A 23583-nucleotide genomic window follows, 5' to 3' on the forward strand; every position below is an offset into this window, starting at 1 on the left:
GCCCTTAGCGCCCGGTCTTCACCTCGGTCCACAGCCGGGTGTAGAGCTTGTCGGTCTCCGGCGTGTTGATCGAGTAGGTGAACATCTTCTCGGCCACGTCGGCCGGCGGGTAGATGGTCGGGTCGGTACGGATCGCCTCGTCCACCAGCGGGGTCGCGGTCGGCACCGGGTTGGCGTAGTGGATGAAGTTGGTGTTGGCCGCGGCAACCTTCGGCTGCAGCAGGTAGTTGATGAAGGCGTACGCGGCTTCCGGATGCTTGGCGTCCTTCGGGATCGCCAGCATGTCGAACCACTGCGGTGCGCCTTCCTTCGGGATCGAATAGGCCACGTGCACGCCATTGCTGGCTTCCTCGGCGCGGTCGCGGGCCTGGATGATGTCACCCGACCAGCCGACCACCAGGCAGGTACCGCCGTTGGCCAGCGAACCCACGTACTGCGAGGAGTGGAAGTTCTGCACGTACGGGCGGATCGACTTCAGCAGGTCGGCGGCCTTCTGCAGCTCGGCCGGGTCGCCGCTGTGCGGGTCCAGGCCCAGGTAATGCAGTGCGATCGGGATCATGTCCGCTGGCGTGTCCAGGATGGTCACGCCGCAGTCCTTCATCTTGCTGATGTTCTCCGGCTTGAACACCAGGTCCCAGCTGTTGGCGATGTCGGCGCTGCCGCCGAAGCGCTGCTTCAGCATGTCCACGTTGTAGCCGATGCCGGTGGTGCCGATCATGTACGGCACGCCGTACTGGTTGCCCGGGTCCTGGGTGGCGATGCGCTTCATCACCGCCGGATCGAGGTTGGCCAGGTTCGGGATCTTGCTCTTGTCCAGCGGCAGGAACACACCGGCCTGGATCTGGCGACCGAAGAAGTTCAGGGTCGGCACCACCACGTCATAGCCGCTGTTGCCGGCCAGCAGTTTGGTCTCGACCATCTCGTCACTGTCGAACACATCGTAGGTCACCTTGATCCCGCTCTCCTTCTCGAAGGTCGGAATGGTGTCCTCGGCGATGTAATCGCTGTAGTTGTAGACGTTCAGGACCTGGCTGTCCTGCGCGCCGCCATTGCCACCGCCACAGGCGGCGAGCATGGCGGAGGCCAGGCCGAGCGTGAGGATACGCAGCTTCATCGGGTGCTCCAGAATGCGGGAAGGGGGGGCCGGCGGGGCCGGCGACGGGTGCCAGCCTACCCCCCGGCGGCGGATTTTTCTATTCCGGATGCTCAGACGTTCAGCAGCAGGAACTCGCGCTCCCACGAGCTGATGACGCGGAAAAAGGTCTCGTATTCCTTGCGCTTGACCGAGATGTAGGCCCGGCAGAAGCGCTCACCCAGCAGGGCCTGCAGCTCGCTGCACCGCTCCAGCCCGTCCAGCGCCTCGCCCAGCGAGCGCGGCAGGTCGTAGCCCAGTTCCTTGGCGCTGCCGGTCACCGGCGCATCCGGTGCCAGCCGCTCGCGGATGCCCAACAGGCCGCAGGCCAGGGTCGCGGCCATCGCCAGGTAGGGATTGGCATCGGACCCGGCGAAACGGCTTTCCACGCGCATGTTCTCCGGCGTATCCAGCGGCACGCGCAAGCCGCAGGTGCGGTTGTCGAAACCCCAGTGGACGTTGCTCGGCGAGACTTCGCCGAACACCAGCCGGCGGTAGGAGTTCACGTTCGGCGCGAAGAACGCCATCGCCTGCGGTGCGTACTTCTGCAGGCCGCCCAGGTAGTGGCCGAACACCGGGCTGAACTCGCCCTCGGCATCGGTCTCGCCAGCGAACACGTTGCTGCCATCGCTCACCCGCACCAGGCTCTGGTGGATGTGCATGGCACTGCCCGGCTCGTTTTCCATCGGCTTGGCCAGGAACGTGGCATACACCCCGTGGCGCATCGCCGCTTCGCGCATGGTGCGCTTGAACAGGAACACCTGGTCGGCCAGGTCCATCGCATCGGCATGGGTGAAGTTGACCTCCAGCTGCGCCGCGCCGGACTCGTGGATCAGCGTGTCCACGTCCAGCTTCATCGCATCGGCGTAGTCGTACATCAGGTCGAGGATCGGGTCGAACTCGTTGACCGCATCGATCGAGTACGACTGCCGCGCGGTCTCCGGGCGCCCGGAGCGGCCGGCCGGTGGCAACAGCGGGAAGTCCGGGTCGGTGTTCTTCTGCACCAGGAAGAACTCCAGTTCCGGCGCCACCACCGGGCGCAGGCCCAGCTCGGCGTAGGCTGCCAGCACGCGGCGCAGCACGTTGCGCGGCGCCAGTTCGTGCGGCTCACCGCTCTTGGTGTAGCAATCGTGGATGACCTGCGCGGTGGCGTCGGCCGCCCACGGCACCATGCGCACAGTGTCCGGATCGGGGCGCAGCATCATGTCCGAGTCGGATGGCGAGGTCAGCTCGTAATAATCGTCAGGGAACTCGCCGGTGACGGTGGTGGCGAAGATGCCCTCAGGCAGGCGCGTGCCGTAGTCGTGCGAGAACTTGTCGGCGGGAATGATCTTGCCGCGCGCGTTGCCGGTGATGTCCGGCACCAGGCATTCCACCTCGGTGATGCGCCGCTCCTTCAGCCAGCGCAGCAGCGTGCTTTCCTGCGGTGCGGGGGGCGTGGCCGTCTTGCGCGGGCGCGTTCGGGAACTCATCGGGAATCCAGTCGGTTCTGTTGGTGCTGCCGGCAAGCCTGGCCGAACGCACGGAAAATAGCGTGATAGAACGGCGCCTGCATGACACGCCACTCCGGGTGCCACTGTACGCCGAGCACGAAACGATGGTGCAGGCTGCGTGCCGCTTCGACCAGCCCATCGTCGGCCACGGCCTCGACCTGCAGCCCCTGCGCCAGGCGGGCGACACCCTGCCCGTGTACCGAATTGACCTGCGCGCGGCCACTGCCGTGCCACTGCGCCAGCCAGCCATCGGCGGCCAGCGTGACCGCGTGCGCCGGCCCATACTGCACCTCCACCGGCGCCTGCGGTTCTTCGCGATGGTCGGCCAGGCCAGGCACCGCGTGCACCTGCGGATGCAGGCTGCCGCCCAGCGCGACGTTCAACTCCTGGAAGCCGCGGCAGATCGCCAGCACCGGCAGGTCCAGCGCCAGTGCCTCGTGCAGCAACGCGAAGGCATTGGCATCGCGGGCCGGGTCATGTGGATTGCCTGGCCAGCTGCGGCCACCTTCGTAGTGCTGCGGTTCGATATTGCTGACCGCGCCGGTCAGCAGCAGGCCATCCAGCCCCTGCAGCCAGTTACCGGCCGGCAGCGGTGGCTGCAGGCTGGGCAACGCTACCGGAGTCACCTCGGCCGCCTCGGCCAGCGCGCGCACGTACTTCTCGCCGGCCATCGCGAAACGGTGATGGCCGAGCACGGTGCTGTCGGTGGGCAGGCCCACCCAGGGCAGGCGGCGCATGGGGACACTCCTTGGCGTGCCGACACGTTACCTGCCGTCCGGCGAAGGCGGCAAGTCGGTGCCGTCACACCATGGCTGTCACGCATCGGCGAAACTAGAGGGGTGAATGCTGATCGTCCTCCTCCGCTTCGCCTTCCCGCACTGCGCCCGCGAGGCCTGCGGTGAGTGCCGCGTTCCCGCCCAGCTGGTACGCCGCCAGCCTGCCCGAACCGCCCGCACTGCCCCCGCTGCAGGGTAATGTGCAGGCCGACGTTGCGGTGCTGGGCGCCGGCTATACCGGCCTGACCGCAGCCCTGGAACTGGCGGCACGTGGCCGGCGCGTGGTAGTGCTGGAAGCGCAGCGGATCGGCTGGGGCGCGTCCGGCCGCAATGGTGGCCAGGCGCTGGTCGGCTACGGCTGCGAGGTGGATGAGCTGGAGCGTCAGCTCGGTCGTGATGATGCGCGCCACCTGTTCGACTGGTCGCGCGACGCGGTGCAGGCGATGCGCGCCCGCATCAATCGCCACGGCATTGACTGCCATTGGGTGGAAGGCCACGCCAGCGTCGCCATCGGCGAACGCCATGAGCGCGAGCTGCGGGCCAACTGCGAGCACCTGCAACGCCATTACGACTACCCCATGCAGTGGTGGGACCGTGACGCCCTGCGCGCGCAGCTGGACAGCCCGCGCTATCGTGCCGCGATGTTCGATCCGCTCAGCGCGCACCTGCACCCGCTGGCCTATGCGCGCGGTCTGGCCGATGCGGCGCGCGCGGCCGGCGTGGTGATCCACGAGCATTCGGCGGTAACCCGCGTGCAGCGCGGACCGCAGCCGACCCTGCACACCGCCCACGGCAGCGTACGCGCCGCGCATCTGGTGGTGGCCGGAAATGCCTGGCTGCAGGGCCTGCTGCCCGAGCTGGAACGGCGGATCATGCCGGTCGGCACCTATATCGGCTCCAGCGCGCCGCTGGGGGCCGAGCGCGCCCGCGCCCTGATCGGCAACGACATGGCCGTGGCCGACACCGCCTGGGCATTGGACTATTTCCGCCTCAGCCACGACCATCGCCTGCTGTTCGGGGGGCGCGCCAGCTACTCGGCGCTGCCCCCACCCGGCCTGCGTGGGGTGATGCAACGGCGCATGCACCAGGTGTTCCCGCAGCTGGCCGACGTGGCACTGGACCAGGTATGGGGCGGCTACGTGGACATCACCCGCAACCGCGCCCCGCATTGGGGCCGGCTGGACGGCGACCTGTACTTCGCGCAGGGCTTCTCCGGCCACGGGGTGGCCGCCGCCGGGCTGGCCGGCGAGGTGATCGCCGCCGCCATTGCCGGCCAGAGCGAGCGCCTGGACGTGTTCCAGCGCCTGCGGCATGCGCCCTTCCCCGGCGGCCGGCTGCTGCGCACGCCGCTGCTGGTGGCGGCGATGTCCTGGTACAAGCTGCGGGATGCGTTGTGGTGAAGATTCTGCATCTCCACCTGTATTGAACGTTCTGACAAACGTACCGCAGCGCTGATCGTGCTGCACACGTCACAGATTTTCACGCGACATCTGTGATGGATGGCTGGACAATTTCCTAAATGCGCAGCTATGCAATTGCATAATCGTTCGCAGACCGATACCGTCCTCAGAAACCGGGCCCCGCGGCGAATGGATGCTGACAGGGGACACGTAGGAGAGGGGGACGTGCGATTGGACTGGTGGAAAGAAGGATTGTTGCTGAAGGTGCGCATTCGTCCGGCTGGCCTGATGATTGCCTTGCTTTATGCAGTTGCCTATTGGGCAACCCGACAGCTGTCGCTGGATCAGTTCTATTTGCCAGCCGGCATCCGGGTGGCAGCCGTGCTGTTGTGCCCGCCGCGCCTGTGGCCCTACCTGCTGCTGGGCGAATATGCATACTTTGCACAGTCCCGCGTGCCGATGATCGAGAAGTACGGCCTGACATGGGTCATTGTTGCCTCCGCATTCCTCATGCCAGCGGTGATGCTGATTGTGAAGCTGCAACGGCGACTGATGGCGGAGTCGCAGACGATCGGCCTCTTGTTGATTGCCGCCGCTTCCAGCGTCGTTATTACTCTGCTCAACCTCAGCTTTTCCCATCTGCTCTGGCCAACACCTCCTTCCACACCCTTCCTGACCAATGCCGCGCGCTTCAGCGTGGGTGATTTCATCGGCATTCTGACGGTGGCCCCCATCGCCATGCTGTGGGCGCGGCAGGACGTGGGGCAGGAGTGGAACGCTCGACGAAAGACCCCGATGCTGGCAGCACTTTCATCGATGCTGCTGATCGGGATAGCAGCGACTCAACTGCCCGCAGACTGGATTGCATTGAAGGCAACGTTCCTGCTGCTGTTGGCACTCCCCGCGGCCGCGCTTACCTGCCTGTATGGCTGGAAGGGGGCTGCCCTTGCAGTGCCGGTGCTCAACATGGTCATCGGCCTGACCACGCCCAACACCCATCCCACCGCATTCGATCCAGCGGCCTTCATCACCCAGCAGATCATGGCGATCAGCGGCATCGTATTGCTGCTGCTCGGATCACGCATCACCCACTTCTACCACCGTTACAGGCTGCGCGAGATGGGGGAAAGGGACGCCATCCATCTGGCGAGGAGCTCGCAATTGGCCAGCGAGATGGAGCTGCGTGAACGTGCCCTGCACCTTCGCAAGCTCGGCGACGGCATTGATACGTCGCTGGTTGAGCTGGCCGAATGGCTCAAGGCCCAGGGACATCACGCAGTGGCCAACAGCCTTCTGCATACCTCGAATGTACATTCGCGGCTCTTTCGCGAACAGACAAGCATGGTCTATCCCTCGGGCCTGGAGCATCTTGGGCTTTACGTGGCCCTGCAGGCGGGTGGCATCCGTGAGTCGTGGAAGCTGACGGAGCGCGTTCTCCGCCCGGATCTGAAAGGCGACCCCTGCAACCTGAGCGTGGAACTGCAATTGGCCGCTTACCGGACACTGATTGACGCGGTCTCCATTCTTCTCAAGCATGAAGGTGGTCAGATTCGCATTCGTGCAAGGTGCGGCAGAATGGGCTCCAGGCGCGGAATCCTCATGGTCGTGTCACTGCTGGAACAGCGCAGACGCCTTTCCAAGCAGACAACGATGGCAGCGTTCGAGCGACTGACCGGGCGAACCCTCCCCTATGACGGGACCGTTGACTGCTATCGCAACCGGGTCAGGATTCTGTTCCTCGACCGCGAAACCAGACTGGAGGCAGTAGCCAGTACTCCATCGCGGTACGGCTGCCCCGCACCCTCTGCGCTGCAGTAGTGCATTTCACAGTCAAGCGACCGGATCGAACCAACACAGCAGAATCGCATAACGTCCCGCTCGTCCCCCTGGCCCAGGGCGTCATGGGCACCCGGCGAACACCGGGTGCCCATGCAGTCTGATACTGAAGCTGGCCGATATCCCGGCAACTGTCAGTATCAGGGTGCCTCTACTGCCCACAACACATCAGCTCCGCTTGCATATCTGACCAGCGTGAATGCGGGGGCCCGATAGACAACCGTTCTGGTGGCCTTGGCGGGAACAGGCAGGCGCTGCTCCGGCAACGACACCTTCGCAGACGGGTCACCTGCCGGCAGCACCCAGAACGTGCCGGCAGCATTGCCGATCACGATGTGCACGTGCCCTGCGAGATCGTTTACCTGGAAATAATCCATGCCATCGCGCTCGAACCCATAGACCAACCAGCCGGGATCCACGCTGAGGTCTTGTGCCTGCGGAATCGACTGGCCGAGTCCTTGGCCGGCCAACTTGATTCCATGGTCGTCACTCGGGGCAAAAGCAAAAACGGATACCGGCACCAACATCAATGCACCAGCAAATGCATGAATTCGGAAACTTCTCACACTGACCTCCAGGTTGGATGCAATACGGATCAAGAAGGATGCTACCGCCAATCGCATCAGCATATACCGGGCGGACTCCGCAGTGCCTGTCGGAGATAATCCACTGGATCGATGCAAACCCATGCCACGCCGAATCTGCCTCCGAAATCGCCAATACCCGCGGCGAAACCCGCGCACGGTGCGGGTCAGCGGCATCTGCGACAAGGCCCTGGACAGGCGCGTGCAACAGCAGGATGTCGTCGATTGTGTGACGGCGAACACAGCGGACAGCATCAACCGCCGAATGTGGCGGGTGCAACGGCTGAAACGCGATCGACACATGGGCGCACTGATTGTGGATGATTCACCGTCCTCTGGTGGCTATGCCGCCGCACTGCCGGGCATGTAGGGCCTCGAAGCATGGGAAGCCGCCGATTGCAGCGCAAAGGGAGGCCAGACACCTCGATTGCACCCATCTCCAACTGTCGATAGTGTCTGCGGAAGTGGTCAGTCATCATTGGCCGGGAGACGAGAGGCGCGGGCTTGGACCGATTCAAAGAAGCAATTGAACTGAGCTTCCGGATCCGACCCGTCGGAATCGCACTCGCGGCCGTCTACGCCTTGGGCTGCCTTGCCTCGCGTCAGTTCTCGCTGGATCAGTTCTTCCTGCCCGCGGGCATCCGGGCAGCGGCACTACTGATCGTCCCGACCCGCCTGTGGCCCTACCTGCTGCTTGGCGAGTACGCGTACTTCGCAACCTTGCGCATTCCCATGATCGACAGCTACGGCCTGGCCTGGGTCATCCTGGCCTCGACGCTGCTGATGCCGGTGGCGATGCTGGTGGTCTACCTGCATCGCATGAGAATGCCATCGGAGTCCGCCACCGGCCTCTGGTTGCTGTCGTTGACCTTCTGCATGGCGTTGTTCGTCCCGGCTCTCAATATGGGCATTTCATTTGCTCTGTGGTCGAACCCACCGCCGAGCAACCTGCTTAGCGCAGTTGATCGCACGATCTTTGGCCACTTCGCCGCCATCATCACCCTCGTGCCGTTGGCATTCCTCTGGTCGCGACGACACGCGGCCCCCAATTGGACGCGCCGCTTTGCTGCGCCTACGGTCACGGCCATCCTGGTGATGCTGGTCCTGGGCCTGTGCATGCAGCTTACGGCCATCAGCGCCCACACCACACGCACCCACCTGGTACTGCTGTCCTCCCTCCCAGCGATCGCCCTGACCTTCATGCATGGGTGGCGTGGCGCTGCCATCGCGATTCCGCTGTTGAACCTTCCACTCCATTTCGCCACACCCAGCACCGGCCTACCGTCCTCGTTCGACCTGGGCACCTTCGCCACCCAGCAGAACATGGCCGTGATGAGTGTCGCACTGCTCGCCCTGGGGTCCAGCATCAGCTATCACCATGAGCGTGCACGGTGCCGTGGACTGGCAGAGGAAACCACGTTGCGCCTGGCACGTAGTTCGCACCAGACCCGTGAGCGTGAGCTTCGCGAGCGCGCCTCCCATCTCAAGCAACTCGGCGAAGGCATGGACAGCTCGCTCGGCGAGATGGTCAGCTGGCTGAAGGCGCAGGGGCATCATGCGGTGGCCAACAGCCTGCAGCACGCCTCATCCGTGCACTCGCGGCTGTTCCGTGAACAGGCCAGTCTGGTCTACCCCACGGGGCTGGAGCAGGTTGGGCTGTATATCGCGCTGCGGGTTGGCGGCGCATGCGAAAGCTGGGACAACTCTCATCGCGTGATTCCGCCCCGGCTGGAGGGCAACCCCTGCCTGCTGACTGTCGACCTGCAGCTCGCCATCTATCGCTCGCTGATCGAGGCGGTGTCGCTGCTGCTGGAACTGGAGTCGGGACAGGTCAGCGTGCGCGCCCGGAGCGGCCAGGCGGGCGACCGGCGCGGCATCGTGGTGGTCGTTGGCCTGCTTGACCGCGGTCGCACGCTGTCGAACCGGACCGTTCAGCAGGCCATCGAGCGTCTGGCCGGCCGGATAATGGCCTACGGCGGCACGGTGCATTGCCGTGGCAACCGGCTCCGGCTCGTCCTGCACGAATCGCTTGCGGGTACAGCGGCGGCATTCGCATCGCCTGCCTGATCGGTGAACGACGCGCAGGGCACGCTGCTCCGGCTAAAGTTGCACCCGAAACCGCCGCTATCCGTGCCGAGTCCCTCCCTCGTGAGCCACCGCATCATGCCCGTCCTGCCGCAGGCCGCCGTCGATGGCGACCTGGCCGATCCGCTGCCGCAGCGGATCCTGCTGGTCGAAAACTCCCGTGCGTTCACCGGCATGCTGCGCGAGGCCATCGAGCAGCGCCTGGAACTGCCGGTGGTGATCGCTTCCACCCTGGCCGAGGCCGATCGCCTGCTGAGCGAGGATGGGGGCTGGTTCCTGGTACTGACCGGGCTGGTGCTGGCCGACGGCGACCGCGACGCGGTGGTCGAGTTCTTCCTCAGGCGCGGCCTGCCCACCGTGGTGGTCAGCAGCGTCTACGACGAGGATCTGCGCAAGCGCGTACTGCAGCAGCAGATCATCGACTACGTGCTGAAGAACACGCCGGGCAGCATCGACTACCTGGTGTGGCTGGTGCAGCGCCTGGAGCGCAACCGGCGCATTGCGGCACTGGTGGTGGACGACTCGCCGTCCGCGCGCGGCTATGCCGCCGCCCTGCTGCGCATGTACGGCCACGAGGTGCACGAGGCCGCTGACGGCAACGAGGGCCTGGCCGCGATCGACGCGCATCCTGCGATCCGCCTGGCCGTGGTCGACCAGGAAATGCCCGGCATGCAGGGCGTGGAGTTCACCCGCCGCCTGCGCACCCTGCGCTCGCGCGACAAGGTGGCGGTGATCGGCATTTCCGGTAACACCGACGCTTCGCTGATCCCGCGCTTCCTGAAGAACGGCGCCAACGACTTCCTGCGCAAGCCGTTCTCGCGCGAGGAGTTCTTCTGCCGCGTCTCGCAGAATGTGGACCAGCTGGAGCTGATCGGCACGCTGCAGGACCTGGCCACCCGCGACTTCCTCACCGGCCTGCCCAACCGTCGCTGCTTCCTGGAACAGAGCCAGCGCCAGCTGCCGCAACTGCAGCTGCATGGCCAGTGCGTGGCGGTGGCAATGATCGACATCGACCACTTCAAGCACATCAACGACACCTACGGTCACGAAGCCGGCGATGACGCGCTGCGCGCGGTGGCCGGTGCGGTGGCCGCGCATGCCCGCAGCCACGACCTGACCGCCCGCTTCGGCGGCGAGGAGTTCTGCCTGCTGGTGCCGGACATGGAGCAGGACGAGGCCCTGCTGTACTTCGAGGAACTGCGCCAGCGCATCGCCGCGCTGGAAGTGGACATCGGCACCGCCAGCCTGCGCATGACGGTGAGCATCGGCCTGTGCTGCCTGCGCCCGCAGCGCGATGCACTGCACCGGCTGATCTCCGAAGCCGACCGCCAGCTGTACCTGGCCAAGGCCGGCGGCCGCAACCGGGTCAGCTGCACCACGGTGGCCAGCCCGCTGCGCCCGCGCGAGCCCGCGCTGACCTGACCGGGCAGCCTTGATCCAGATCAACGCCGCGCCAGCGCGGCAGCTCTACAGTCAGCCCCGACATACGCATGAAGGGGAGCCGGGGATGGCACTACTGGTCTGGCAGGACGATCTGAACATCGGCATCGATGTGATCGACCAACAACACCGCCGCATCATCGAGATGCTCAACCATTTGCACGTGGCCCAGGCCAGCATGCAGCGTGCGGCAGTGGGCGAGGTGATCGACGAAGTGGTGGACTACACCATGTCGCACTTCGCGTTCGAGGAAGAACTGATGGAGGAAGCGGGCTATCCGTTCTGTGCCGCGCACAAGCGCGTGCATGAAGTCTTCATCAAGCGGGTATCGGAGTACCGCATGCGCTTCCAGGCCGGCGAGGACATCAGCGATGAACTGCGCACCATGCTCTCGCGCTGGTTGTTCAACCACATCCGCGGCGATGACCAGGCCTACGCCGAACAGGTCAAGGCGCACTTGAACCAGTTCGCCCGCGAACACCAGGGCGGCGGTTGGCTGGGGCGCACGCTCAAGCGTTTCTTTGGCTGAGCCGCAGCGCGCGCCGGTGCAGGGCCACCAGCGCGCACAGGGTCGCTGCCGCAGTCAGGCACAGGTAGTAGCCGACCGCGACCAGGCCGAAGCGTTCCGCCAGCCAGGTGGCCAGGTACGGCGCCGGCGCCGCACCCAGAATGCCGGCCAGGTTGAATGACAGCGAGGCGCCGGTGTAGCGCACTTCCACCGGGTAGATCTCGGCCAGGAAGGTGCCGCAGGGGCCGTAGGTCAGCCCCATCAGGAACAGGCCCAGGCACAGGAACGCCGTGACCAGCCAGGGACTGTGCGGCTGGAACAGCGGAGCGAACAGCACGCCGAAGCCGATGATCAGCACGCTGGCCACGATCATCGTGCGACGCGTGCCCCAGCGGTCGCCATAGCGCGCCGACAACGGGATGCCCAGCGCGAAGAACAGCATGCCGGCCATCTGCATCAGCAGGAACTGCTCGCGGCTGTAGCCCAGCACGGCGGTGCCATGGCCGAGGCTGAACACGGTCATCAGGTAGAACAGCACGAAGGTGGCGAACGCCCCCAGCGTGCCCAGCAGCATCGCCACCGGATGGTCACGCAGCACCGTCCACATCGGCAGCCGCACCGGCGCCTTGCGCTCCAGTGCCTGCTTGAAGTCGGGCGTCTCATGGATGTTCAGGCGCACCCACAGGCCCAGGCCGACCAGCAGCGCGCTGGCCACGAACGGAATACGCCAGCCCCACTGCAGGAAGTCGTCCTGGCTCAGGCAGCGGCCGAGCGCCAGGAAAATGCCCGCCGACAACAGGAAACCGATCGGCGCGCCCAGCTGCGGGAACATGCCGTACCAGGCGCGCTTGCCCGGCGGCGCGTTCTCGGTGGCCAGCAGCACCGCCCCACCCCACTCGCCGCCCAGCCCCAGGCCCTGGCCGAAGCGGCACAGCGCCAGCAGCGCGGGCGCCCACAGGCCAATCTGCGCGTGGGTCGGCAGCAGACCGATCAGCACCGTGGACAGGCCCATGGTCAGCAACGCAGCGACCAGGGTGGCCTTGCGGCCGATGCGGTCGCCGAAATGGCCGAACACCGCCGAGCCGACCGGCCGTGCGATGAACGCCACCGCGAAGGTCGCCAGTGACTGCAACAGCGCCGCCTGTTCGCTGCTGTCCGGGAAGAACAGGTGCGGGAACACCAGCACTGCGGCCGTGGCGTAGATGTAGAAATCGAAGAATTCGATGGTGGTGCCGATCAGGCTGGCCAACAGGACGCGGCGGGGAGAGTTCACGGGCGGTGCGGCAGCGGTGATCGTCGACATCGGCAACACGGGTAACGGCGGATCGCCCGATTCTGCCACGGGCCGGTGGTCGCACGGGACGATGGTTTCAGCCGACACCGATGCCAACGAGGGTGGCAGGCGCCATTGTTCTGCAGGTTCTCGCCCCTGCTCGACCACATTCCACGAAATGCAGCCGAGGATCGGCTCGGCTCTACATGTGGGCGCAAGCCCCGACGCCGTTACAGCTGGATCCAGGTGGCCTTGATCTCGCTGTACTTGTCGAACGCATGCAGCGATTTGTCGCGCCCATTGCCGGACTGCTTGTAGCCACCGAACGGGGCGGTCATGTCACCGCCATCCCAGCCGTTCACCCAGACGCTGCCGGCGCGCAGCTGGCGTGCGACGCGGTGGGCGCGGCCCAGATCGCGCGTCCACAGGCCGGCGGCGAGGCCGTAACGGCTGTCATTGGCCAGGCGCACCGCTTCGGCTTCGTCGTCAAAGCCGAGCACCGCCAGCACCGGCCCGAATACTTCCTCGCGCGCCAATGCTTGGTCGGGGCTCACCTGATCGAACACCGTGGGCTGCACATAACAACCGCCCGCCTCGACATCGGCGCGATGACCGCCCAGCAGCAGGCGGGCGCCCTCGCTTTCGGCACGCACGATATCCCCCATCACCTTGTCCAGATGCGCGGCATCCACCAGCGCGCCCATCGGTGCGTCGGCGTCAAGCGGGTGGCGCGGCTGCATGTGCTGGCCGTAGGCAACCACCTGGTGCACGAAATCCTCGCGGATCGAGCGCTGCACCAGCAGCCGTGACCCGGCAGTACAGACCTCGCCCTGGTTGAAGAAGATGCCCCGTGCCACCGCCTTCGCAGCGACATCCAGATCGGGGGCATCGGCAAACACCACGTGCGGGCTCTTGCCACCACACTCCAGCCAGACCCGCTTGAGGTTGGACCGCCCTGAATACTGCAGCAGCCGCGCGCCGGTGGCCGTGGAGCCGGTGAACGCCAGCACGTCCACATCCATGTGCAGGGCCAACGGCTCACCGACGCGCGCACCGTGGCCCGGCAGCACGTTCAGCACGCCCTCCGGCAGGCCCGCTTCGGCGGCCAGCGCCGCCAGCCGCAACGCACTCAGGGGCGAGCGCTCGGAAGGCTTGAGCACCACCGAGTTGCCCATGGCCAATGCAGGCGCGATCTTCCAGCACGCCATCAGCAACGGGAAATTCCACGGCACGATCGCCGCCACCACGCCGGCGGGCTCGCGCGTGACCAGGCCCAGCTCATGCGGGCCGGTGGGCGCGACCTCACCGTACAGCTTGTCCACCGCTTCGGCCGTCCAGCGCAGGCAGCGCACCGCGCCGGGCAGGTCGATACGACGCGCATCACGCACCGGCTTGCCCATGTCCAGGGTTTCCAGCAGGGCCAGCTCGTCCGCGTGTTTTTCCACCAACGCCGCCAACGCCAGCAGCACGCGCTTGCGATGGGCCGGGCTGGCCTGTGACCAGTGGCCCGCATCGAAGGCACGCCGCGCCGCGCCCACTGCGCGCTCCACGTCCTGTGCATCGCAGTCGGCGACCACCCCCAGCACGCGACCATCAATCGGGCTGATGCAGTCGAAGCGCGCGCCGCTGGCAGCGTCGGTGTAACGACCCTCGATAAAGGCCTGTCCGGGTATCGAAAGCTGCTGGGCCAGCGCCTGCCAGTGGCTGCGGTCGGGAAAGTCGGCCATGTCGGGCTCCTCGGAACAGTTTCCCCGGTTATACCGGCGCGGCCGCGACTCCACCGTGACGTGGCTGCGCTACATTTCCCCCATCGGACCCGATGGAGCTGGCATGAAGCGTTCCGCGAGCGACCTGCACGATCTGGCCACCCGACGCCCGGAGTCATTGGAGGCGTACTGGATGCCGTTCACCGCCAACCGCCAGTTCAAGGCCGCGCCGCGTGTGCTGGTGCGTGCCGAGGGCATGCACTACGAGGATGTCGACGGCCGCCAGATCCTCGATGGCACCGCCGGCCTCTGGTGCTGCAACGCGGGCCATGCACGGCCGCGCATCGTCGAGGCCATCGTCGAGCAGGCGCGCACGCTCGACTATTCGCCGGCCTTCCAGATGGGCTCGCCGCCGGCCTTCGCGCTGGCGCAGCGGCTGGCCGCCTTGGCGCCGGGCCCGCTCAACCATGTGTTCTTCACCAGCTCCGGTTCCGAGGCGGTGGATACCGCGATGAAGATCGTGCTGGCCTACCACCGCCAGCGCGGCGAGGGCCAGCGCACGCGCTTCATCAGCCGCGAGAAGGCCTACCACGGGGTGGGTTTCGGCGGCATGGCGCTGGGCGGGCTGCCCAACAACCGCAAGCCGTTCGGCCTGCAGCTGGGCGGCGTCGACTACCTGCGCCACACCCTGGACCTGCCGCGCAATGCGTTCAGCAGGGGCCTGCCACGCCAGGGCGCGGAGCTGGCCGATGACCTGGAACGGCTGATCGCGCTGCATGATGCCTCGACGATTGCCGCCGTATTCGTTGAACCCATTGCCGGCTCAGCCGGGGTGATCCTGCCCGCACCGGGTTACCTGCAGCGCCTGCGCGAACTGTGCGACCAGCACGGCATCCTGCTGGTGTTCGACGAGGTCATCACCGGTTTCGGCCGGGTTGGGATGCCCTTCGCCGCGCAGCGCTTCGGGGTCACCCCGGACCTGCTGACCTTCGCCAAGGCGGTCAGCAACGGCGCGGTACCGCTGGGTGGCGTGCTGGCCAGCGACGCCGTGCATGCAACCCTGATGCAGGCACCGCCACAGGCCATCGAGCTTTTCCATGGCTATACCTGTTCGGGGCACCCGCTGGCCTGCGCCGCGGCGCTGGCGACGCTGGAGGTCTATGCCGAGGAGCGTCTGTTCGAGCGCGCCATCGAGCTGGGCGAGTACTGGCAGGAACGACTGCATGCGCTGCAGGGCCTGCCCAACGTGATCGACATCCGCAACTTCGGCCTGGTCGGCGCGGTTGAGCTGGCGCCTCGCCGCGATGCGCCGGGCAGCCGGGGCTACGAGGTCTACCGGCGCTGCTTCCACGACGGCCGACTGCTGGTGCGCTGCACCGGCGACATCATCGCGCTGTCGCCGCCGCTGATCGTGGACAAGGCGCAGATCGACCAGATCACCGGCACCCTGGGCGAGATGATCCGGGCCACCGCCTGAGCCGGGCCGATGGTGGCGAGCGGGTACAATGGGCGGTTCCGCTCCTGCTCGCTGCCGTGCCCATGGATATCGTCGTCAAAGAAGAACTCAAGGCCTACATCGACCCGCTGACCGCGGACGAACATGACGCGCTGGAGCGCAGCATCCTGGCCGAAGGCTGCCGCGATGCGCTGGTGCTGTGGGGGAATGTACTGGTCGATGGCCATAACCGTTTCGGCATCTGCCAGAAGCATGGCCTGCCCTTCAATACCGTGCAGAACACCCGCTTCCAGAGCATGGAAGACGTGCACCTGTGGATGATCGAACAGCATCTGGGCCGCCGCAGCGTGTCCGACTTCCAGCGCGGCGTGCTGGCGCTGCGCAAGCGCGACATCCTGGCCGCCCGCAAGCAGGTCGAGCAGGCGCAGCTGCAGCGCGAGAGCGATGGCACCGCCGACGTCGCCGATGAGACCGGTGAAGACAGTCCGCCGTGGGAACCGGCACCGAAGATCAGCCGCGCCGAGCTGGCGCGCGAAGCCAAGCTGAGCACCAGCCAGGTCGGCATGATCGAGCGCATCCACGCCCAGGCCGCCGCCGAGGTGGTGGAAGCGGTCAAGGCCGGCGTGATCTCGATCAGCGCCGCCGCCGCCGTGGCCGACCTGCCGGAAGAAGAGCAGCGCGCCGCCGCCGCCGGTGGCAAGGACGAGCTGAAGCAGGCCGCCAAGCGCGTGCGCGAGTCCAAGCGCAAGCCGCGCGCACCGAAGCCGGAAGCGGCCGAGATGGACTTCGAGGAACCGGACGAGGAGCAGATCGCCAGCCGCGACGCCGAGGTGCTGTCGGCGCTGGAACAACTGGGCGAGGATGCCCCGGCACTGCGCCGCCGCGTCGTCGCGCTGACCCGCGAGAACGACACCCTGCGGGCGCAGCTGGCTGCGTTGCGCAAGCAACTGGAAGCGCTGTAAGCGCTCTCGACGCGCTTCTGTGGAGCCGAGCCCATGCTCGGCTGCTCTTTGCCACGCGCAAGGCAGCCGAGCATGGGCTCGGCTCTACAGACAGGCGTCACCGGGCTGCGGTTAGACTTCCGGCATGACGCCTGCCCACGATCCGCGCCGCGCTCAGCTGCGACGCCTGAAAGCCCTCGCACTGGGCCTGCTGCTGTTGATGCTGGCCGGATTCGCGGTCAGCCACTGGCAGGGCGAACGCGGCATCTGGGCCTGGGTCTCGGCGTTCTGCGAGGCCGCAGCCGTGGGCGCACTGGCCGACTGGTTCGCCGTCGTCGCGCTGTTCCGGCGCCCGATGGGCCTGCCGATTCCGCACACTGCGATCATCCCGCGCAGCAAGGAACGCATCGGCGACAGCCTCGCCCTGTTCGTGCGTGACCAGTTCCTGGAACCGCAGGTGCTGCTGGCCAAGCTGCAGGTGTTCGATCCGGCCAGCCGCCTCGGCAGTTGGCTGGCCGACCCGGCGCGCTCGCGGATGCTGGCCGACATGGCACGCGGCTGGGCCCTGCAGGCACTGGACTTCTTCGACGAGACAGCGGTGCGCCGGCAGCTGCATGCGTTCGTGGTGCAGCAGCTGCGGCAGTGGAATGCCGCCGCCACCGCCGGTGAGCTGCTGGCCCTGCTGACCGCCGACGGGCGCCACCAGCGCGTGCTGGACGAGGGCCTGCAGCGGCTCGGCCGCTGGCTGGAACAGCCAGAAGTGAAGGAACGCGCCTCGCAGCTGATCGTGCGCTACATCCAGCGCGAATGGCCGACGCTCTCGAGCACGGTGAACTGGGTGAAGCCGATCGATGAGATCGGCGACAGCCTGGCCGAGCGCCTGGCGCGGGCGGTGCTGGAAGAACTGCAGCAGGTATTGGCCGAGCCGCAGCATCCGCTGCGCCAGGACTACGAGACCTGGCTGCAGAACTACGTGCAGCGCCTGCGCGAGGACCCGGCCCTGGCCGAGCGCATCGAACAGCTCAAGCAGGAAATGATCGACCATCCGGCCCTGCAGGACTACGTGCAAGGGCTGTGGGCGCGCATCCACGCCAGCCTGCGCGACGACCTGCAGCGCGAGGACTCGGCGCTGGTCGGACACCTGCAGCGCAGCCTCGCCTCGCTGGGCGCCAGCCTGCAGGCCGACCCGGCCCTGCGCGAGGCCCTCAACCAGCACCTGCTGGAAGGTGCGCAACGCCTGACCGGCCGCCTGCGCGAGGGTGTGACCACGCATATCGCGCAGACCGTGAAGGGCTGGGACGAGCGCCATCTGGTCGAACAGCTGGAACTGAGCGTGGGCCGCGACCTGCAGTTCATCCGCTTCAACGGCACGCTGGTGGGTGGGCTGATCGGCCTGTTGCTGCATGCGGCGACAGTGGTGTTCAGGTTCTAGGCCTCGGTGCGCCCCCGGATCATCATGCTTGATTCATAAAATGCGAATGCCTATCATTTACTGATCGGTTGTACGCTTAGCCAAGCGGGCGCGGAAGACGCGCCCATCGCCCGTGTACATCCCCGACCTCTGGATTGCCCGCCTGCGCGGGCAGTGCTTCGTCGATGGGACACGCTGGGCGACATGCGCAGGGCGCAAGGGGGCCGCGGACGCGTTCCATCCCCTCCCCTACCTGCAGGAACGCCGTGGACCGCTCGCCCGCAACCGCCAGCCCCCGCACCTTCTTCTCCAATCCACGCTGGGGCGTGCTGTCACGCTCGCTGGCCGCGATCTTCGGCGGCTACGCGCTGGCTTCGGCCACCAGCGTGTTCTGCGCGGTGGCGCTGCCCGGTGCGCGCGGCCAGGCCGTGCTGACCGGCATGCTGCTGGCCATCCTGGTGGCCGCCTGCGCAGCGCTGTGGGCGTTCGCGACCCGCAGCGCGCTGCGCGCCTGGGTCGGCATTCTCGCTCCCACCCTGCTGATGGTGGCCATTGCGCGCCTGATGGGAGCCTGGGCATGAAGAACGGGTTCCGCCAATCGATGGCCTGGCTGCACACCTGGACCGGCCTGCTGGTCGGCTGGTTGCTGCTGCTGATCTTCATGGCGGGCACCGCCAGCTACTATCGCGAGGAAATCAGCCGCTGGATGCGACCGGAACTTCCGTCCAGCCAGGTCAGCATCGATGTCGCCGCGCAGCGCGCCGTGGATTACCTGCAGGCCAATGCGGCGCAGGCCGGGAACTGGTTCGTCACCCTGCCGCAGCCGCGCAACCCGGCCATGCAGATGTTCTGGCGGTTGCCACCGGAGCTGGCCGATCCCAGTCGCGGCCGTCGCGGTGGCTTCGGCGAAGCCACGCTGGACCCGAATACCGGCCAGGCACTGAAGGCACGCGAAACGCGGGGCGGTGATTTCTTCTACCGCCTGCATTTCGACCTGCACTACATCCCGGTGCTGTGGGCGCGCTACCTGGTCGGCTTCTGCGCGATGTTCATGCTGGTGGCGATCATCACCGGCGTCATCACCCACAAGAAAATCTTCAAGGACTTCTTCACGTTCCGCAAGGACAAGGGCCTGCGTTCCTGGCTCGATTTCCACAACGTCAGCGCGGTGATGGCCCTGCCCTACCACGCGATGATCACCTACACCGGCATCGTCACCCTGATGGTCATGTACCTGCCGTGGGGGGTGAAAGTCGCCTACCCGCAGGACGAAGACAAGTTCTTCAGCGAAGCCTTCGGCGGCATGCCGGAGGTGACCGCGCCGGCCGAAGGACGCGCCACGCCGCTGCCGATCGCGCAGCTGCTGGACAGCGCACGTGCGCACTGGCACGGCGTGGAAGTGGCCGGCTTCACCGTGTCCAACCCGGGGGCGGCCAATGCGGTGATCGACATCCGCCAACGCGACGGCAAGCGCCTGTCCACCGACACTCCCGCCGTTCGCTACGACATGGTCAACGGCACGTTGCTGGAAGAAACGCCTCCATCCGGCGGCGCTACCGCCACCCGTGGCGTGCTGTACGGCCTGCACCTGGCACGCTTCGCCGATTGGGGCCTGCGTGCACTGTTCTTCCTGTCCGGCCTGGTCGGCTGCCTGATGGTGGCCAGCGGCGTGGTGCTGTGGGCGGTGAAGGAACGGCCCAGGCATGCCAAGAGCGGCCGCACCGGCTTCGGCCTGCGCCTGGTCGATGCGCTGAACATCGGCACCGTGGCCGGCCTGCCGATCGCCTTTGCGGCCTACTTCTGGGGCAACCGCCTGCTGCCGCTGGACATCGCCGAGCGCGCGAGTGCGGAAGCCAACGTGTTCTTCTACGCCTGGGGCGGCGCGCTGCTGGCCGCCTTCATCTGGCCGAAGCGGATGATGTGGGCGTGGCAGCTGTACCTGGGTGCGGCTGCGTTCGCGCTGGTACCGGTGGTCAACGCGCTGACCACGCACGCGCATCTTGGCATCACACTGCGCAGCGGTGACTGGGTACTGGCTGGCGTCGATCTGTCGATGATCGCGTTCGGTGCGATGCTGGCGCTGTGCGGCTGGCGCATGCAGCGCTGGACGCCACCGCTGAGCGCGGCCGAGAAGAAGAAGCGCGCCGCCGCAGCAGCACCCAGGGCCCCGGTGGACGCTGCGGAAACCGCCGAAGCGGAGGCCAGCGCATGATGCTGCTGGCACTGGCCCTGTCGTTCTCCGCGTTCACCGCGTTGTCGCTGGCGATGGAAAAGCACCAGCACGACCTGCACGGCAGGGCCGCAGCCACGCCCGCACGGCGCACCCAGTGGCGCGTGCTGGGCTGGGCCCTGCTGACGGTGGCGTTCGCGCTGTGCGTGATCGACCACGGCTGGGCGATGGGCCCGGTGCTGTGGCTGGGCACGATGACACTGGGCGGTCTGGCGCTGTCGTTCGGGCTGTACCCGTACCGGCCGAAGTGGATCGCGGCGTTGGCGATCGTGCTGCCGGTGCTGGGGCTGGTGGTGGCGGTGCTGTAGCCGGGCCACCGGGGTCGGATCCCTTTCGCGAAGCGCAAGGGCTCTGACCCCTGGTGCGTAGATCCGGATGGGGTCAGAGCCCCTGCCCTTCGCGCAGGGGATCCGACCCCGGGCGTCGCGTTACCCCAACCGCTTCAATTCCCACGCGCGGTGGATGCGCGCGTTGCGCTCGAAGTCCGGGCCGATGGTGCGCGCGGTGATCTCGCGGCACTGGGCGAATTCGGCGATGGCGTTCTCTTCCAGCTTGAAGCGGCGGAAATTGTTGGAGAAGTACAGCACGCCGCCCGGCGCCAGCCGCGCCACGGCTGCACGCAGCAGCTTGATCTGCTCGCGCTGCACGTCGAAGTCATCGGCGCGCGCGGAGTTGGAGAAGGTCGGCGGGTCACAGAAGATCACGTCGTACTGGCCACGGTCGCCCTCCAGCCACGCCATCGCGTCGGCCTGCACCAGCAGGTGCTGGTTGCCGCCCTGCCCGTTCAACGCCAGGTTGTCGTAGCACCACTGCAGGTAGGTCGCCGACAGATCGACGCTGGTGGTGCTGGCGGCACCGGCCACCGCCGCCTGCACGCTGGCCACGCCGGTGTAGCAGAACAGGTTGAGGAAGCGCTTGCCACGTACCTGCTCGGCCATCATCCGGCGCAGCGGGCGGTGGTCGAGGAACAGGCCGGTGTCCAGGTAGTCGAACAGATTCACCTGCAGCAGTGCATTGTTCTCGCGCACCACGATGAATTCGTCACGCTGCTCAAAGCGGCCGTACTTGCTGCCGCCCTTGCCGCGCTCGCGCGACTTCATCGAGACCTGCTCGGGCGGCACGCCGAACACTTCGCGCGCAGCGGCCAGCAGCTCGTTGCGGCGGCGGCGCACGTCGTTCTCGGGAATGGCAGCCGGTGCGGCGTATTCCTGCACGTGCAGGAAGGTACGGCGCTTGCCGCCGTCTTCCTCGTAGACGTCGATGGCGGCCGCGTACTCCGGCAGGTCGGCGTCATAGGCACGGAAGCAGGTGATGTCTTCGCGGGCACGCCAGCTCTTGAACTTCTTCAGGTTCTTGCGCAGGCGGTTGGCCACCATCTGCGCGCCTACGCTCAGCTCGCGCGGCTGTGCCGGATCACGGCCCGGCACGGCGATCGGGTCGCAGACGATCAGCGCACACTCCAGCGCACCATTGAACATCTGGTACTTCTTGCCGGCGCGCAGGCCGGTGGCGAAGGCCAGTTCGTCGTTGCCGCACAGCAGGCTGGCGCGCCACTGCGGCACCGCCTTCTGCAGGGCGTTGCCCAGCGCGCGGTACAGCGCCGGATCGGCGGCCAGGCGTTCGTCGTACGGCGGGTTGCAGACCACCGCACCGATCTCCTGTTCCGGCGCGGCCAGGTCGGCCACGTCGGCGCGCGTGAAGCGGATCGCGTGGGCGACGCCCGCGACCTCGGCGTTCTCGCGTGCCGCCTGGATCGCGGTCGGATCGATGTCGCTGCCGTGGATGACTGGCTTCAGCGCGGCCAGGCCGGCCGCTTCGCGCTCACGTGCTTCGCTCTGGATGGACTTCCAGGCGGCCTTGTCGAAGCCCAGCCAGCGGCTCGGCGGCAGGCTGCCATGACGCATCAGGCCGGGAGCGACGTCGGCGGCCATCAGCGCACCTTCGATCAGCAGGGTACCGCTGCCGCACATCGGATCCAGCAGGCCACCACCGGCAGCGTGCAGGCGCGGCCATTGCGCGCGCAGCAGCAGCGCGGCGGCCAGGTTTTCCTTCAGCGGTGCCTCGTGGGCAGCACCACGCCAGCCACGGCGATGCAGCGGGCCGCCGCCGAGATCGATCGACAACGAGGCACGGCCCTTGCGCAGCGACAGGTTGACGCGCACGTCGGGCAGATCGGTGTTGACCGAGGGGCGTTCCAGGCCTTCATCGCGCATGCGGTCGACGATGGCGTCCTTGATCCGCTGCGCGGCGAAGCGGGCGTGGGTGATCTTGTCGCCGGACACGTGCGCGTCCACCGCCAGGGTCATCTCCGGCGTGATGTGCTCGTGCCACGGCAGCGCACGCACGCCGTCATACAGGGCCTGCTCATCCGGGCACTCGAACTCGTCGATGGGCCACAGCACGCGGCTGGCCAGGCGCGACCACATCACGATCCGCAGCGCCTGCGCCAGTTCGCCCTCGGCGTTGACGCCGGCAATGGTGGCAGTGGCCTTGCCAAGGCCCAGGGCCGACAGTTCATCGGCAAGCAGGTATTCCAGGCCCTTGGCGCAGGAGACGAAGAATTTCACGGGATCGGTTCGCAGGTGGTCGGGCGCGGCACAGGGGCCGGGCCGGTCGGAAAGGAGGGCCGTAGGCACGGCCGGCAGGCCCGCGCCGGGGGCGGCGGGGCTGCCATTGTAGTCAATGCGGGCGGGCGCGCCGTGCGCCCGGGCTTCACAGTTGCCGCAGCAAGCGTTCGAAGGCCTGCGCGGAAGCCTCCACGTGGCGCTCGAGGCGGTGGCCGTCGTCGACCAGCAGCAGCTGCGCCGAGCGCGCCTGCGCCCACGCGATCACTCCCGCTGCTGGCACCACGTCGTCATGCCAGGCCTGAACCACGGTGGTCGGCACGGCGGCGGCGTCCAGCGCCGGCATCGGGCCCATCGTGGTCGGCGGCACCATCAGGAACAGGCCGGCCACCGGTACCTGCAACGAGGCGATGGCGGAAATGTAGGCGCCCAGGCTGGAGCCGGCCAGCACCACCGGCCCTTGCCGGGCCGCGATGGCGGCGCGCTCGACCAGGCGGCGCAGGCGGGTCGGCACGTCGCCTACCCGGCTGACCTCGCTCATCGCGTCCAGGTCGGTGTAGTCCGGGCGCTCATGGGTCCAGCCCAGGCGCTGCGCCACGTCGGCCAGCGCGGTGACCTTGGTCGCTTCCGGGCCGCTCTCGAAGCCATGCGACAGGATGCAGTGGCCGCGGCTCATGCACGTGCTCCGTGCGAGCGGGCCAACGAGGAAAGAGAAGGCAGGTTCATGCCGCAATGCTAGCATCGCCGG

At 67.1% G+C, this 23583-nt stretch carries 20 protein-coding genes; 12 read left to right on the forward strand and 8 right to left on the reverse strand.

What is annotated here, in order from left to right:
* Positions 1-4: 4 nt before the first annotated feature.
* The 3 genes from AC5P53_RS10350 to AC5P53_RS10360 form a co-directional block, all read right to left on the reverse strand.
* Positions 5-1114, reverse strand: a complete 1110-nt coding sequence (locus AC5P53_RS10350; protein WP_014646565.1) for a polyamine ABC transporter substrate-binding protein — start codon at positions 1112-1114, stop codon at positions 5-7.
* A gap of 92 nt (positions 1115-1206) precedes the next feature.
* The gene (locus tag AC5P53_RS10355) at positions 1207-2604 is read right to left on the reverse strand and encodes a glutamine synthetase family protein (RefSeq protein WP_046429791.1); all 1398 of its coding nucleotides are present in this window, start codon (positions 2602-2604) and stop codon (positions 1207-1209) included.
* A complete protein-coding gene (locus AC5P53_RS10360) occupies positions 2601-3362 on the reverse strand; it encodes a gamma-glutamyl-gamma-aminobutyrate hydrolase family protein (RefSeq protein ID WP_241886653.1) in 762 nt (253 codons plus the stop codon). Before AC5P53_RS10360 ends, AC5P53_RS10355 begins: the two co-directional genes overlap by 4 nt.
* 161 nt (positions 3363-3523) lie before the next feature.
* Here AC5P53_RS10360 and AC5P53_RS10365 point away from each other — a divergent pair, with 161 nt between their 5' ends.
* A complete protein-coding gene (locus AC5P53_RS10365; RefSeq protein ID WP_495227352.1) occupies positions 3524-4801 on the forward strand; it encodes an NAD(P)/FAD-dependent oxidoreductase in 1278 nt (425 codons plus the stop codon).
* A 225-nt stretch (positions 4802-5026) separates the two neighbouring features.
* Positions 5027-6619: an MASE1 domain-containing protein gene (locus AC5P53_RS10370; RefSeq protein ID WP_049405548.1), complete on the forward strand. Its 1593-nt coding sequence runs from the start codon at positions 5027-5029 to the stop codon at positions 6617-6619.
* A gap of 158 nt (positions 6620-6777) precedes the next feature.
* Here AC5P53_RS10370 and AC5P53_RS10375 read toward each other — a convergent pair whose 3' ends face one another.
* Positions 6778-7236, reverse strand: coding sequence for a hypothetical protein (locus tag AC5P53_RS10375; protein ID WP_229767378.1), 459 nt, complete (start codon positions 7234-7236; stop codon positions 6778-6780).
* 88 nt (positions 7237-7324) lie between these two features.
* On the opposite strand from AC5P53_RS10375, the gene AC5P53_RS10380 reads away from it, so the two are divergent.
* The 4 genes from AC5P53_RS10380 (at position 7325) to AC5P53_RS10395 (ending at position 11275) form a co-directional block, all read left to right on the forward strand.
* The gene (locus AC5P53_RS10380) at positions 7325-7591 is read left to right on the forward strand and encodes a hypothetical protein (protein ID WP_241886652.1); all 267 of its coding nucleotides are present in this window, start codon (positions 7325-7327) and stop codon (positions 7589-7591) included.
* 134 nt (positions 7592-7725) lie between these two features.
* Entirely contained in the window at positions 7726-9288 is a 1563-nt protein-coding gene (locus AC5P53_RS10385) for an MASE1 domain-containing protein (RefSeq protein ID WP_241886651.1), read from the forward strand.
* 96 nt (positions 9289-9384) lie between these two features.
* Positions 9385-10728 carry a diguanylate cyclase gene (locus AC5P53_RS10390; protein ID WP_041863220.1) on the forward strand — a complete coding sequence of 448 codons (1344 nt, stop codon included), beginning with the start codon at positions 9385-9387 and terminating at the stop codon, positions 10726-10728.
* Between the two features lie 85 nt (positions 10729-10813).
* A complete protein-coding gene (locus tag AC5P53_RS10395; protein WP_004151683.1) occupies positions 10814-11275 on the forward strand; it encodes a bacteriohemerythrin in 462 nt (153 codons plus the stop codon).
* Here the strand turns inward: AC5P53_RS10395 and AC5P53_RS10400 are convergent.
* Positions 11256-12557, reverse strand: a complete 1302-nt coding sequence (locus tag AC5P53_RS10400) for an MFS transporter (RefSeq protein ID WP_164232474.1) — start codon at positions 12555-12557, stop codon at positions 11256-11258. The two genes, AC5P53_RS10395 and AC5P53_RS10400, sit on opposite strands and share 20 nt — an antisense overlap.
* 200 nt (positions 12558-12757) lie before the next feature.
* Positions 12758-14254, reverse strand: a complete 1497-nt coding sequence (locus tag AC5P53_RS10405) for an aldehyde dehydrogenase (RefSeq protein ID WP_241886650.1) — start codon at positions 14252-14254, stop codon at positions 12758-12760.
* A 103-nt stretch (positions 14255-14357) separates the two neighbouring features.
* Here AC5P53_RS10405 and aptA point away from each other — a divergent pair, with 103 nt between their 5' ends.
* The 6 genes from aptA (at position 14358) to AC5P53_RS10435 (ending at position 20579) form a co-directional block, all read left to right on the forward strand.
* The gene (gene aptA / locus AC5P53_RS10410; protein ID WP_014646556.1) at positions 14358-15710 is read left to right on the forward strand and encodes an omega-aminotransferase AptA; all 1353 of its coding nucleotides are present in this window, start codon (positions 14358-14360) and stop codon (positions 15708-15710) included.
* Positions 15711-15772: 62 nt separating this feature from the next.
* Positions 15773-16651 carry a ParB N-terminal domain-containing protein gene (locus AC5P53_RS10415; RefSeq protein ID WP_014646555.1) on the forward strand — a complete coding sequence of 293 codons (879 nt, stop codon included), beginning with the start codon at positions 15773-15775 and terminating at the stop codon, positions 16649-16651.
* 124 nt (positions 16652-16775) lie between these two features.
* On the forward strand, positions 16776-18062 hold the full coding sequence (locus tag AC5P53_RS10420) for a DUF445 domain-containing protein (protein ID WP_049405926.1): 1287 nt from the start codon (positions 16776-16778) through the stop codon (positions 18060-18062).
* Between the two features lie 245 nt (positions 18063-18307).
* Positions 18308-18622, forward strand: a complete 315-nt coding sequence (locus AC5P53_RS10425) for a DUF3649 domain-containing protein (RefSeq protein WP_049442217.1) — start codon at positions 18308-18310, stop codon at positions 18620-18622.
* Positions 18619-20253 (forward strand): PepSY-associated TM helix domain-containing protein, encoded by a 1635-nt coding sequence (locus AC5P53_RS10430; RefSeq protein WP_241886649.1) that lies wholly within the window; start codon positions 18619-18621, stop codon positions 20251-20253. Before AC5P53_RS10425 ends, AC5P53_RS10430 begins: the two co-directional genes overlap by 4 nt.
* Positions 20250-20579 (forward strand): DUF3325 domain-containing protein, encoded by a 330-nt coding sequence (locus AC5P53_RS10435; protein ID WP_032961601.1) that lies wholly within the window; start codon positions 20250-20252, stop codon positions 20577-20579. Before AC5P53_RS10430 ends, AC5P53_RS10435 begins: the two co-directional genes overlap by 4 nt.
* A gap of 120 nt (positions 20580-20699) precedes the next feature.
* Here AC5P53_RS10435 and rlmKL read toward each other — a convergent pair whose 3' ends face one another.
* Both rlmKL and AC5P53_RS10445 read right to left on the reverse strand, forming a co-directional pair.
* Positions 20700-22838: a bifunctional 23S rRNA (guanine(2069)-N(7))-methyltransferase RlmK/23S rRNA (guanine(2445)-N(2))-methyltransferase RlmL gene (gene rlmKL, locus AC5P53_RS10440; RefSeq protein ID WP_169412228.1), complete on the reverse strand. Its 2139-nt coding sequence runs from the start codon at positions 22836-22838 to the stop codon at positions 20700-20702.
* 145 nt (positions 22839-22983) lie between these two features.
* Positions 22984-23511, reverse strand: a complete 528-nt coding sequence (locus AC5P53_RS10445) for an alpha/beta hydrolase (protein ID WP_032961606.1) — start codon at positions 23509-23511, stop codon at positions 22984-22986.
* Between the last annotated feature and the right edge of the window lie 72 nt (positions 23512-23583).

This window comes from Stenotrophomonas sp. YJH_SMC_82, assembly GCF_059368875.1.